Raw genomic sequence first — 13,042 nt, forward strand, 5'->3', positions numbered from 1 at the left:
GTGACGACGATGGCCCGAGACCTTTCATGAGCACGTATCGCCTCGACCACCTGTTTGCGCCGCGCTCGATCGCAATCGTCGGCGGAAGTTCGAAGCCTGCGTCGGTCGGGGGCGCAACGTTGCGCAACCTGCTAGCCGGCGGTTTCAGCGGACCGATCTACATCGTCAACCGCAAGCATTCCGAAATCGAAGGCATCAAGACGTTTCACGACATCAAGGATCTTCCCGCGATACCCGATCTCACGATCATCTCGACACCGCCTTCCGCCATTCAGGATATTGTGAAAACAGCCGGCGCCCGGGGACACCCGGCCGCGATGGTGCTCTCCGGCGGTCTCGGCGTCGGCACCGGATCTTACACAGAGGCGATCGCGCAAGCGGCCCGGAAAACCGGCTTGCGCCTGATCGGACCATCGCTCGGCGTTCTGGTGCCGCGGATAAAACTGAACGCCAGTTTTGGATCGCGCCTGCCGCAGGCCGGCGACCTTGCGTTGATATCGCAGTCCGGTGCGATCTCGACCGCACTGGTCGAATGGGCAGCGAACCGCAATGTCGGTTTCTCGGGTATTGTCTCAACTGGCGAAAATCTCGACGTCGATTTCGGAGATTTACTCGACTATTTCGCACTGGATTCGGACACGCGCGCCATCCTGCTCTACGTGGAATCGATCAGCGACGTGCGAAAATTCATGTCGGCGGCGCGAGCTGCGGCGCGCGTCAAACCTGTGGTCGCCATCAAGTCGGGCCGGCATTCGCAAGGTGCACGGGCCGCGGCCACGCACACCGGCGCGCTGGCGGGATCGGATGCCGTCTACGACGCCGCATTTCGCCGCGCCGGTCTGCTGCGCGTGCTGGATCTAGATGAGTTGTTCTCCGCCGCGGAAACACTGGGGCATCTGCAATCGTCCCATGGCCACCGGCTCGCGATCGTCACCAATGGCGGAGGACTTGGCGTTCTCGCGGTGGATCGGCTGATCGATCTCGGCGGTGAACTTGCGGGCCTGTCTGAAGACGTCAAGAAGAGCCTCGACAAGGTGCTGCCAGAGCGGTGGTCCGGAGCAAATCCCGTCGACATCCTGGGCGACGCCGATGGCGAACGCTATGCCAAGGCCTGCGAACTCGTCCTGGGAGACACGGCGAACAACGCGGTCCTGATCATGAATTCGCCGAACACACTGGCCTCACCGGTCGAGTCCGCGAAGGCCGTTGTCGCGGCAGTGAAAAAATTCCGTACTGAAACGTATTCCCGCAAGCCGGTGTTCGCCGCCTGGGTCGGAGATAACGGGGCCGCTTCCGCCGTGTTCGGGGAAGCAGGCATTCCTCATTTTCCAAGCGAAGCCGACGCCGTGCGCGGCTTCATGCATATCGTGCGCTATCGCGAAGGACTCGATATCGCGATGCAGACGCCGCCCAGCCTTCCGGAGGACTTCGCGCCAGACGTGGCCGCGGGACGCGCCATCATCCAGAACGCGCTGCGGGATCGCCGCAACTGGCTCAATCCGATCGAGATCAACGACCTTTTTGCAGCCTATTCGATTCCCATCGCCTCCGCGGTGCTGGCGCAGGATCCGGATCAGGCGGCTCGCGCAGCGACACCCATCCTGGCGGAAGGCAATACGGTGGTCGTCAAGATCAGCTCGCCGGACATTCTGAACAAGTCCGACGTCGGCGGCGTGCGGCTGAATCTCACCAGCGAGCGTGCGGTCCACGATGCGACCGACGATATCCTGCAACGGGCGCGCAAAATGCGGCCAAAGGCCCGCATCGACGGCGTGACGGTCCATCCGATGATCTTGCGCCCCCGTGCGCGCGAACTGATCGCCGGCCTTGCCGACGACCCGACGTTCGGTCCTGTTGTGGTGTTCGGACGCGGCGGCACCGCGGTCGAGGTCATCAACGACAAGGCGCTGTCGCTTCCGCCGCTCGATCTGAACCTGGCGAAAAGCCTGATCGCGCGCACCCGCGTCTCGCGCATCCTCAAAAGCTATCGCGACGTTCCTGCTGCGGACGAAGGCGCGGTCGCGCTGATACTGGTCAAGATCGCACAAATGGCGGCGGATCTGCCGGAGATCCGTGAACTCGACATCAATCCTCTGCTGGCCGACAAGGACGGCGTGATCGCGGTTGATGCGCAGGTGTCAATCGCGCCTCTGAGCGAAGCTCTTCGCGGCTCGGGTCACTACCGCTTCGCGATTCGGCCATATCCGAAAGAATGGGAACGGCACACCACGCTCAAGGACGGCCGGCAAATTTTCGTGCGGCCGGTCCGGCCCGAGGATGAACACCTTTATCCGGAGTTCTTCTCGCACGTCAGTCAGGAAGACATCCGGCTGCGGTTCTTCTCGGCGATGAAGGAACTGACGCATCCGTTTATCGCGCGTCTGACTCAGCTCGACTACGCACGCGCGATGGCTTTCATCGCCATCGAGGAAACCACCGGCAAGATGCTCGGCGTGGTCCGCCTTCACACCGAGGCGGACTTCTCCAGCGCGGAGTTCGCCGTGCTGGTCCGGTCCGACCTCAAGGGTGTGGGACTCGGCCTGCTGTTCATGAAAATGATCATCGAGTACGGAAGCGCGGAAGGCGTGCGCGCCATCCGCGGCCAGGTCCTCAGCCGGAATACCAGGATGCTGGATATGTGCCGGCGGCTCGGGTTTCAGATCGGACCCGATCCGCAGAACTCGGACATCTCGCTTGTCGTTCTGCCGTTTGCAGATGCACCCAGGTAATCTGCGTCAGGGAACGAGCACGGCGCGGCCGACCAGCTTGCCCTTCTTCAGATCGTTGAGCGCAGCATCAGCCTGCTTCAGCGGCATCCTGGTGACCGGAATCGGCGCGATCTTCTTCTCGCGCACCAGGTCGATCAACTCCTGCGTCTCGCGCAGGTTGCCGACGTAGCTGCCCTGAATCGTGATCGCCTTGATCGGAATCAGCGGCAACGCCCATGGCGCGCCGCCGCCAAACAGTCCGACCATAACGAGCTTGCCGCCCTTGCTGAGACAATCGAACCCGAGTTGCGCCGTCGCCGCGTTACCGACCAGATCGATCGCGCCAAGAACAGGCCTTCCCGCCTTCGCGGCAATCTGCTGCAAGGCATCCGGTGCCGCGCCATTGACGAATCCGAGCGCGCCGGCCTCCTCGGCAGGCTTGCGCTTACTCTCATCGATATCGACAACGATGGCGCCCTTGCCACCCATGGCTTTCAGGATCGACAGAGCCATAAGGCCGAGGCCGCCCGCACCGAAGATCACGATGGGCTGGTCCAGAATCGTTTCGAGTTTCTTGATCGCGCTATATGTGGTGACGCCGGAGCACGCATAAGGAGCCGCGGTCACCGGATCGAGACCCTTGAGGTCCAGCAGATAGCGCGGATGGCGCACCGTGATGTGATCGGCATAACCGCCGTCGCAATAAACGCCGATCGAATTCGGCTTGACGATGCACATGTTCTCGTCGCCTGCCTTGCAGGTCGCACATTCGCCGCAGCCGAGCCACGGATACACCAGCCGGATATCGCCGACAGCCACGCCCTTCGCCTCGGGCCCGAATGCAACGACTTCGCCCACCGTCTCATGTCCCATGGTCAGCGGCAACGAAACACCACGATCCTTCAGGGATAGCGGCTTGCGGCCATGGCCCAGATCATAGCCGCCCTCCCAAATGTGAAGATCGCTGTGACAGACACCCGCCGCCTTGACCTTGAGCAGGACCTGCGTGCCCTCGGGTTTCGGGGTCGCGATGTCGACTTCGGTCAGAGGTGCGTTGAAATCGGTGACCTTGAAACTCTTCATCGCGTCTCTCCCTTTTCTTATGCAGCCGCCTGACGGCGCGGATGCTGTTCGGGCGGAAGTAGAGGCGAGCCGAGGCAACCCTGTCAATATGGCGCGGCCCCTGCCCGCCTTCGCAGCCAGATGAACCTTGGCCGAAGGCCTCTTATGGATTACCCAAGGCTGGCTGGCACGATGTTCAAGCCCCGCCGGCGACTATCGAGAGTAGTGATGACCGACCAGTTTGACTGGAATCTTGTTCGATCGTTCCTGGCGATCACACGCACCGGCAGCATGACGGCTGCGGCGAAGCGGCTGAAGATCGACTATTCGACGCTCAGCCGGCGTATCGCCGCGCTGGAAACATCACTTGGCTCCCAGTTATTCGACCGCCGCACCAGCGGCTCGTCGCTCACCGAAGCCGGAGAGCGGCTGCTCGAAATGGCCGAGCAGATGGACCAGCTTGCGACCTCGGCGGCGCAGTCGATCGGCGACTCAAAGGCGCAGGCCACCGGCGCAGTGCGCATCGGCACGCCCGACGGCTTTGGAACCAAATTCCTGGCACCGCGGCTCGGCAAACTCAGCGATCGCCACCCGGACCTCACCATCGAACTCGTGGCGATGCCGCGCGAGTTCAATCTCTCCCGCCGTGAAGCCGACATTGCAGTGAGCCTGACGCAGCCGACGGAAGGCAGGCTGCACGGCCGCAAGCTGACGGATTACGAACTCGGTCTCTACGCGTCCCGCGACTATCTCGCCAACAACCCGGCCGTGGAGACAACGGCAGATGTTCCGTTTCATCGATTCATTTCATACATCGACGATCTGATCTTCTCGCCCGAGCTCGAATACGCGCATTTCGTATCGCCGGATTTGCGCCCGGCGATCAAGAGTTCGAACCTGATCGCGCAGCTCAACTCCACCCTCGCAGGCGCGGGCCTGTGCGTGCTGCCGTGCTTTATCGCGCTCACCGAACCGGATCTCGTGCGGGTGCTGCCGAGCTTCCGCCTGATCAGGACGTTCTGGCTGTTGCTGCACAGCGACCTGCGCAACATCGCGCGCGTCCGCGTCACGGCAGATTTCATCGCCGAACAAGCAAGCCAGGCTCAGGCGCTATTCATGCCCAACGGACAAAAGTAAATCGAACGGCATTCGCCGTCTGCGATCTACAGCTTAGTAGCAGTATCCATAACAGCCGCCCGGATTGGAATTCGGCGGCGGATTGACCTGGTTGGTCTGGCTCGACTGCGACTTGTTCTTTGCAATGGAATTGCCGCCGTCGAAGATCGAGAAATATCCGAGCGGATCAGTGCCCGGCGGCTTCGCAGGATCGGTGACGATGGTCTTGCCGAAGCCGAGCCGCGCGGCCATCTGGTCGGTGGGCAGATCGGATACGCCGCCGGTCTGGCCGGGTCCGCTGGTCAGCGCAGCCATGATCTTCTGCAGCAGGAAGTCCGGAATCGGGAACGGCTCAGGGATCGGATCGTTCGGTCCGGACACCCACGTCATGTAACCGGGGCGGACTACCACCGAACCGACATTGTTCTTGATGACCACCGAACCGACATGGCCGATGACGATCTCACCCTGCGCCTGCGCCAGCTTCGGGTCGGAACCGGCGAAGCCCGGCGGGATCGGATAAACTACTGTCGCCACGCCGCCGCGAATGCCCAGCGTCGCCACCGGAGTCTTCACCGTAACGCCCGCCGTGTGGCTGATCTGCCCGCCGACGAAACGCATGACCCCCTTCGAGACGGTCGCGACCATCTTTCCGGTCCCGGCGGCCGGATCATAAACGTATTCGTCGATGACGATGTTGCTGTTGCGGCCGACATTCAGTGTCGAGGTGTCAGGGAACATGATCTGCGTCGATCCCTGCGCCGACGTCTGCACCCGCTCCTTGTAGATGATGTTGGTGCCGATGGTGAGTGTACGCGTTCCGGCGCCCGGCGGTGTGCCGGTTGCATTGAGATTCACGGCCCCGACGCGGCCTGAGTTCTGCGCCTCTGCCGCCGGAATAAGCGCGGTCGTCGAGAGCAGCACCGTCAGAAACGATGTGAAGTATGTCTCTTTGGAAAATAACATCTGCTGCCCTCAGAAACGAGCGGTCGGACCGAACATCACGGAGAAATTATCCAGGCGATAGTTCGGCAGCGAGGAATTGGTCTTGTCATACTGAACCGCAGCCGAGATGCCGAAGTTCTTCGTCACGGGTGCATTGAACAGCGCGCCCACCGACCACTGGTTGTCGCTGCGAGCGACCAGCGGATCGATGAACGGATTTGCGGCATCGAAGCGGGTCTCGATCCACCGCACGAACGGCGCCACGCTCCAGTTGCGTGACATCCAGACCAACGGTGGCGCGAACTCGAGCGTCAATGCGGCTTCAATCGCCCATTGGTCGAACGACTGATACACGAGAGAGGCATCGCCACGACGATACAGTCCGCGCGCGTCGAGCTTGATCTGCTGCGCGATATTCCAGCTCGCCGTAAGGCTGGTCGTATACCAGTCGCTTGAACCGAAGCCCGCGACAGGATCGACGTTCCTGAAATCCGCGCGGCGCCATTCGAAATCAGGACCGAAGGTAAATCTGTCGTTCACCGGAACTTTCACGCCAACACCGGCGCCGGCTGTTGAAAAGTACGACGATCCGCCGACCCAGGTGTTCCCGCCAACCACATAAGGCTTGATGGTGACGCCCGGCAGAAGTTCCGGCGCGAGCGCAAGCCGTGGGCCGAAGCTGACATCGACGAAGCCGACGTTCAGATCCTTCAGGCGCGATTGCTCGGTGAGATATCCGACGGCGCGCGTTTCGAGGATATCGCCGCGCTGGTTCTGCAAATCATAGTCGTGGCTCAGGCCGACCAACCCAAACCAGTTGATATCGGCCCTCCGCTGCGCGGTCGGCAGCAAAGCCAAATCCTGACCGCCGAGGCGCAGAACGCCGCCACCGGGCGCGAAGCTCGCATTGCTCTGCGAGCGAATACCAGTCTGCGCGAAACCAGAAAACCGGCTCGGCTGAAGCTGCTTTTCGGTATCAGGCAAGTAGGTCTCGATACGCTCCTTGGTGATCGCATCGATATCCGGGCTGGCCAGCGCTTCCTTGAAATAGCGCTTCGCCATCTCATAGGAGCCGAGCCGGAAATACAGCGCGCCGAGTTCGTATTTCACGCGCGTAAGCCTGGGATTGTAAAACAGCAGCCGCTCGAGCGCGCCGATCGCGGCTTCGTAGTCGCCGCGTGTCGTTGCAACCTTCACGTAAGCAAACGTGATTTCGTGATTACCGGGATTGCGGACCATCTGCTGAAACAGGTTCTGCTGTTCCGACGCGTCCTGTGCGCGCGCAACGCCCGCAGGAGCGAAAAAGACAAGCGCGCAAACTGCCCAGACGCTACGGGCCGATACGGCCTGCGTCCGCGAACCTGTCAAAAGAGACAATACCCGAAACCACATTTCAAAAATTCCCGTCGCCAATGACTACGGAAGAACCATAAAAGCGGTCTCCAATCAACGCTGTACGGCCCGTATCCAGTGGCCGAATTGATACAGGCTGAAGAAAACACTGGCCGTCGGAACTCGGTTATCCCTGCCTCAGGCGTATGCATTCGTACATGTGCGCCATCCATCGGTTCAATTCGCGGAAAGAAATTTTCGCCGGAAAATCAGCGGCTACGCCGTATTTCTGGACTTGGCTATCGAGGAATGAGCCCTCGGGCGGCGCGAGATTATGCGGTATCCCGGCACGGCGCCATGCATCGTCGTGAAGATGCAGGAACTGAAAATCGTTGCACAATCGACTCAATTTTCCGGCGCTGTCCGGATTGAACAAATCCGGCACATCGAACCATGAGACAGGACCAAGAGACGTCCTGCCTAAAATCTTACCGTTCAGCTTGTGTCGTCCCGCGAGCGACGTGAGCAACGCCGAGCCTGATTCCTCCCAACTCTCCCATGAATGCGAAAGACGCTCGGTTTCAGCCAGCGCTTCGGTGAGTATTCCATGTCCGGCAGGGAATTTCAGAGCACCCGTCGGCACACGCCCGAAGACATCCAGCTCTGCGAAGAAAACATCGCCGGCTGGAAGATCAGACTTCAGCAACAGAACGTCTGGATCGATCCACCATCCACCCAGCTTCTGAAGCAAAGCGTATCGAAAAAGATTCGCGTGAATGGCGAGCGGCCCCTCCTCGCCCAGCGGTCTCAACACAACTTCGCGCGGAAGAATTTCGGCCGCATCCCCTACCGATATCCAACCGGGAACATTCAGGTCGCGATTGTAGGAAAACACCTCGACGCGATGCCCGCTCGCAGCAAAGCTCTTCAGGCACATCAGTTGATACGGACCGATCGTCTCGCCGTGCCAGAAGGTTCTGACGGTCTGGGGAGCGATGGCATGCGGATGGTCCTCCTGCTGCAACACCGGAGCGCTACCGAAGGAACGCTGGCCGGGCTGCCAGCCCTTGACCTGTATGGACCGCGCCAGATGATCCAGCGCATCGTAGGGCACGCTTTGGGTGGAGAGCTTCTGCTTGAGCTCTTTCATCACCCAGAACTCGCGAAACCATCCTTCAATGGCCTGAGAGGACAGACGCGCTCCCTGCGGAACATCAATTCCGTACTGTCTGAACTGCGAATCCAGAAAGCTGCCTTCCGGCGGCCCCAGATTCTTCGGAATGCGCAGCGCGCGCCACAGGTCATTCCAGAGATGAACGAAATCGCTTGAGGCGAGCCGCTGACATGCAGCTTCGCATTGAGCGGGATCGAAGAACATCAGCACTTCGTTGGGATGAACCTCATAGGCGCTGGCTTTCGGACGAACCAGATGATCGATCGCATACTCGGAGGCGAGGCGCGTGATGAGCTGAGGTCCGACAATGCCGTGATCGGCTCCCGGCGCCACCGTGCCCGCCGCCGGCAGCAATCCCATCGCCTCATCCACGGCTGCCGTCATGATGGGCGACCGCGCGGGAAATTTCATCACAGCGGCATTGATGACGCCATCTTCCTGATATGCGAGATAGATCTTGTCGCCGGGCAAGGCCGGTTTCATCACGACGATGTCGAGGTCCATGTACCAGCCGCCGAATTTCTGGATGGCGAGATACCGGAACAGATCGGAATGCAGGGCGAGCGAAAGATCGCCGTCCTTGTGATGGAATTGATGGAGCGGGCCGGACAGAACCTCGCGCGCGTCCACAAGCTCGACGCCGTCGGGGACGTTCAGGCTCTCGTTATACGAATAGAGCAAGACCCGGGCACCGGTCGCAACAGCGCTCCGCAGCGATAAATCCTCATAGGAGCTGAGATTGGGCCCCGTCCAAAAAGTATGCACTTCCTGACGATGCGTCACAGGCGACAATGGCTGCATGCGATGTTCGATTGCCTTTTGATGCTCACTCATTATAGCCAGTATTCCGGCCTGCGTTGTCAACGCAAAGAGAGAAGCAAGACGCCGTCATGAAGACCGTTCTTTTTGCCTGGGAGCACGGCGGCGGCTTTGGCCATATCGCGAACCTGGAACGTTTGGCTGCACAGCTGAGCCGCCACCACGTGCGCCCGGTATTCGTGCTCAAGGATCCGCAAGCCGCACGTCTGATGGGACTCAATGCGGTTGTTTTGCAGGCTCCATCATGGCCCGCCGCGCAGTCCCTGCGCTCAACAGCGACGATGCACGATCAACTGGCCTCAAACGGTTTGACTGATGAGAATGGCCTGCGGTCGCTGCTGCAATCGTGGGACGATATTTTCAGAACCGTTTTGCCGGATCTTATGGTCGCGGACTATGCACCAGCGGCAAGCCTCATGGCGCGCGGAAGGATTCCGCTGGTCGTTGTCGGCAACGGATACACGGTCCCTCCCAGCGACATGAAACGATTTCCGCTGCTGCATCGTGTTCATCCCCCGCGCTGGAGCGAGGAAGAAACACTGGGAACAGTCAATCGCGTATTGCGATCTCTGGGCCGGCCTTTCCTTGAACAGCTGCCGCAGATGTTCTCAGGCGATGCGCAGATCGTTCTCACTTTTCCGTTGCTCGATCCTTATGATCTGCAAAGACCGGAGCCGCAGGCCGGCCCGATCTTCGACAGCCCGCCGCTGGAGGCTCGGACAGATGCAGACAGTATCTTTGTCTACCTGTCGCGCGGCGTGCTGTCCGCACTGCCTTTCGACATTGTTCCGGCGCTGGTCCCGGTCGCTGAACGTCTCATCATTTCCGCGCCGGACATAACAGGCGAGCAATCCGAAAATCTTTCGCGCTGCGGTGCGCGGGTCTTCTCGCAACATTTACCGTTGAGCGAGACACTGGCATCGGCGCGTCTCGCCGTTCATTTCGGCGGGGGTGGACTGGCATCGCACGCCATAGCGGCAGGCATTCCGCAACTTGTCGTCGCGACCCACATCGAGCAGCTCCTGAATGGGCTTCAACTTGAAAATGCCGGCCTCGGAAAAGTCATCGATAGTTTCGTGCCACCGGTCGACATCTCGAAATCTCTGGAAGATATCCTCGCCGACGACAATATGCGGCAGCATGCGGCACAGGCCGGTCATGAACATCGCAACATGCTGAAAAGCATGAAGCCGCTTGAAACATTTGAAGCAGCTGCCCTCAATCTTCTCGGCAAATAACCGGGCGGCGCTCGGCAACCGTGCATGCCCGCCCCTATTTTCCGACGCAGGAAGGCCACTTGCCTCGGCAGGGAATACCTGCATAAAGTTAATCGACCAATTAACAAAAGCCAACGATCAGGGAGAGACTGCAGATGGCTGCACCTTCGCGCGCCTTGCCGGTGCCAACGCCTGAAACCCAGCATTTCTGGGACGGCACACAGTCAGGGGAACTTCGTCTGCAGCGCTGCGACGATTGCTCGATCGTCTATTTTCCGCCTCGCCCGTTCTGCCCTTCGTGCGCCTCGCGCAAGGTCAGCGTGTTCAAGGCCAGCGGCAAGGGCAAGCTCTACAGTTATGTGATCAACCACCGGCCTGCCGCTCCGGGCTTCACGCCGCCATATGCGATTGCCGTCGTCGAACTCGATGAAGGCCCGCGGATGATGAGCAATATTCTCGATTGCCCGCAGACGCCCGAAGCGCTCGTGCTCGACATGAAACTCGAAGTCGCATTCGAGAAGGTCAGCGACAAGATCACCCTCCCCCAGTTCCGCCCGGCGAAGGGTTAAGAGCATGCGCAGAAATCAGGTTGCGGTCGTCGGCGCGGCAGAAACCACCAAACTCGGCGTCATTCCCGACATGTCGCAGATCCAGTTGCACGCGGACGCCGCACTGAATGCGCTGGCGGACGCGGGACTGAAGCTGTCGGACATCGACGGCATCGCGACTGCAGTCGAAACGCCCCAACAGCTCGCGCACTATCTCGGCATCACACCGACATGGGTTGACGGCACGTCGGTCGGCGGTTGTTCGTTCATGCTGCATGTCCGCCACGCCGCCGCGGCGATCGAGGCCGGACTGTGCAAGACGGTGCTGATCACCCATGCCGAGAGCGGCAAGTCGATGATCGGCAAGCTGCCGCGCTCGATTCCCGCCGACAGCCTGCAGGGCCAGTTCGAGGCCCCCTTCGGCGTCTACGGTCCGCCCAGCATGTTTCCAATTCCCGTACTGCGCTACATGAAAACCTACGGCATCACCCACGAGCAGATTGCGATGGTGTCGGTGATTCAGCGTGAATGGGCCGCGAAGAACCCGCGCGCGATGATGAAGGACTCGATCACGGTCGAGGATGTACTCAACTCGCGGATGATCGCTTACCCGTTCCGCATTCTTCAGTGCTGCCTCGTCACCGATGGCGGCGGCGCGCTGATCCTGACCAGTGCCGACCGCGCCAAGGATTTTCCGCAGAAGCCGGTTTACATCCTCGGCACCGGCGAAAGCGTCGAGACGCCGATGGTCAGCCAGATGGAAACCTTCAACTCGTCGCGCGCTTTCAAGGTGGCGGGCCCGACCGCGTTTCGCGAGGCCGGCATTGCGCACAAGGATGTCGATCACCTGATGATTTACGATGCCTTTGCGCATCTGCCGTTGTTCGGCCTCGGCGATCTCGGCTTCATGCCGCATGAGGAAACCGGCAAGTTCATCGCCGACCGCAACACCGCCATCGGCGGCAAGCTGCCGATGAACACCAACGGCGGCGGCCTCAGCTACATGCATTCCGGCATGTACGGAATGTACGCCTTGCAGGAAAGCGTGCGGCAGATGCGCGGCATCGCACCTGCACAGGTGCCAGGCGCGAAGATATCGGTGTGTCACGGTGTCGGCGGCATGTTCGCCGCCAGCGGCACCATCATTTTCACCAACGAACGCTGACAGCGAAAACAGGAGTTACAACAATGTCGAACAAGAAGTCGCTGGACGGCAAGGTCATCGTTGTCACCGGTGCGGGCCGCGGCATCGGCCGCGAGATTGCCCTGCTCGCCGCCGCCGAGGGCGCCAAGGTGGTGGTCAACGATCCCGGTGTTGCGGCCGACGGATCGGGCACCAACGCCGCCCCCGCCGAGGAGGTCGTCGAGGAGATCAAGAAGCGTGGCGGCACCGCCGTCGCCAACTTCGAAACGGTGGCGGAAGCCATTCCAGCCAGCAAGATCATCAAGCAAGCCGTCGACACCTACGGCAAGCTGGACGGCGTCGTGAACAACGCCGGCATCCTGCGCGATGCGATCTTCCATCGCATGAGCATCGAGGCATTCGAGTCGGTCATCAAGGTTCACCTGCTCGGCTCGTTCTACACCTCACACGCCGCCGCCCGCATTTTCCGTGAGCAGGAAAGCGGCGCATTCGTCCACTTCACCTCGACATCGGGCCTGATCGGCAACTTCGGCCAGGCGAACTATGCCGCCGCCAAGCTTGGCATCGTCGGCCTGTCGAAGTCTATCGCGCTCGACATGGAGCGCTTCAACGTGCGCTCGAACTGCGTGTCGCCGTTCGCATGGAGCCGTCTGATCGGCACCATTCCAACCGAGACCGAGGAAGAGAAGGCGCGTGTTGCGCGCATGCAGCAGATGGGACCGGAGAAGATCGCGCCGCTATCGGTGTTCCTGCTCAGCGACGCCGCCAAGGATGTCACCGGGCAGATCTTTGCCGTGCGGATGAACGAAATCTTCCTGATGGGCCAGTCGCGTCCGCTGCGCTCGATCCATCGCGACGGCGGCTGGACGCCGCAAACCATCGCCGAGCACGGCATGCCCGCGCTGAAATCATCATTCTACAAGCTCGATCGCTCCGCCGACATCTTCTCGTGGGATGCGATCTAGGAGAACGGGCGG

At 60.7% G+C, this 13,042-nt stretch carries 10 protein-coding genes; 6 read left to right on the forward strand and 4 right to left on the reverse strand.

All coding sequences use genetic code 11. The annotated features are described in order from the left end of the window. Nucleotides 1–26 precede the first annotated feature (26 nt). On the forward strand, nucleotides 27–2,729 hold the full coding sequence (locus I554_RS0100190; RefSeq protein ID WP_024573859.1) for a bifunctional acetate--CoA ligase family protein/GNAT family N-acetyltransferase: 2,703 nt from the start codon (nucleotides 27–29) through the stop codon (nucleotides 2,727–2,729). Nucleotides 2,730–2,735: 6 nt separating this feature from the next. Here I554_RS0100190 and I554_RS0100195 read toward each other — a convergent pair whose 3' ends face one another. Continuing rightward, complete coding sequence (locus I554_RS0100195; RefSeq protein ID WP_024573858.1) at nucleotides 2,736–3,791, reverse strand: alcohol dehydrogenase; 1,056 nt, start codon at nucleotides 3,789–3,791, stop codon at nucleotides 2,736–2,738. 207 nt (nucleotides 3,792–3,998) lie between these two features. Here I554_RS0100195 and I554_RS0100200 point away from each other — a divergent pair, with 207 nt between their 5' ends. Beyond that, nucleotides 3,999–4,907: a LysR family transcriptional regulator gene (locus I554_RS0100200; RefSeq protein ID WP_024573857.1), complete on the forward strand. Its 909-nt coding sequence runs from the start codon at nucleotides 3,999–4,001 to the stop codon at nucleotides 4,905–4,907. 33 nt (nucleotides 4,908–4,940) lie between these two features. Here I554_RS0100200 and I554_RS0100205 read toward each other — a convergent pair whose 3' ends face one another. From I554_RS0100205 to I554_RS0100215, 3 genes are all read right to left on the reverse strand, one after another. Next, on the reverse strand, nucleotides 4,941–5,852 hold the full coding sequence (locus tag I554_RS0100205; protein WP_024573856.1) for a FecR domain-containing protein: 912 nt from the start codon (nucleotides 5,850–5,852) through the stop codon (nucleotides 4,941–4,943). A gap of 9 nt (nucleotides 5,853–5,861) precedes the next feature. Then, nucleotides 5,862–7,223, reverse strand: coding sequence for a tetratricopeptide repeat protein (locus I554_RS0100210; RefSeq protein WP_024573855.1), 1,362 nt, complete (start codon nucleotides 7,221–7,223; stop codon nucleotides 5,862–5,864). A 127-nt stretch (nucleotides 7,224–7,350) separates the two neighbouring features. Then, complete coding sequence (locus I554_RS0100215) at nucleotides 7,351–9,171, reverse strand: glycosyltransferase (protein ID WP_244432691.1); 1,821 nt, start codon at nucleotides 9,169–9,171, stop codon at nucleotides 7,351–7,353. 56 nt (nucleotides 9,172–9,227) lie between these two features. Between I554_RS0100215 and I554_RS0100220 the strand changes: the two genes are divergently transcribed. The 4 genes from I554_RS0100220 to I554_RS0100235 all read left to right on the forward strand — a co-directional run bounded on the left by I554_RS0100220 (nucleotide 9,228) and on the right by I554_RS0100235 (nucleotide 13,030). After that, nucleotides 9,228–10,394: a nucleotide disphospho-sugar-binding domain-containing protein gene (locus I554_RS0100220; protein WP_024573853.1), complete on the forward strand. Its 1,167-nt coding sequence runs from the start codon at nucleotides 9,228–9,230 to the stop codon at nucleotides 10,392–10,394. Nucleotides 10,395–10,528: 134 nt separating this feature from the next. Beyond that, on the forward strand, nucleotides 10,529–10,942 hold the full coding sequence (locus I554_RS0100225) for a Zn-ribbon domain-containing OB-fold protein (RefSeq protein ID WP_024573852.1): 414 nt from the start codon (nucleotides 10,529–10,531) through the stop codon (nucleotides 10,940–10,942). Nucleotides 10,943–10,946: 4 nt separating this feature from the next. Next, entirely contained in the window at nucleotides 10,947–12,086 is a 1,140-nt protein-coding gene (locus tag I554_RS0100230) for a thiolase (protein WP_024573851.1), read from the forward strand. A 23-nt stretch (nucleotides 12,087–12,109) separates the two neighbouring features. After that, the gene (locus I554_RS0100235) at nucleotides 12,110–13,030 is read left to right on the forward strand and encodes an SDR family NAD(P)-dependent oxidoreductase (RefSeq protein ID WP_024573850.1); all 921 of its coding nucleotides are present in this window, start codon (nucleotides 12,110–12,112) and stop codon (nucleotides 13,028–13,030) included. The last annotated feature ends 12 nt before the right edge of the window (nucleotides 13,031–13,042 follow it).

The sequence above is a fragment of the Afipia sp. OHSU_II-C1 genome (assembly GCF_000497575.1).
In the GTDB taxonomy this organism is placed as follows: domain Bacteria; phylum Pseudomonadota; class Alphaproteobacteria; order Rhizobiales; family Xanthobacteraceae; genus Afipia.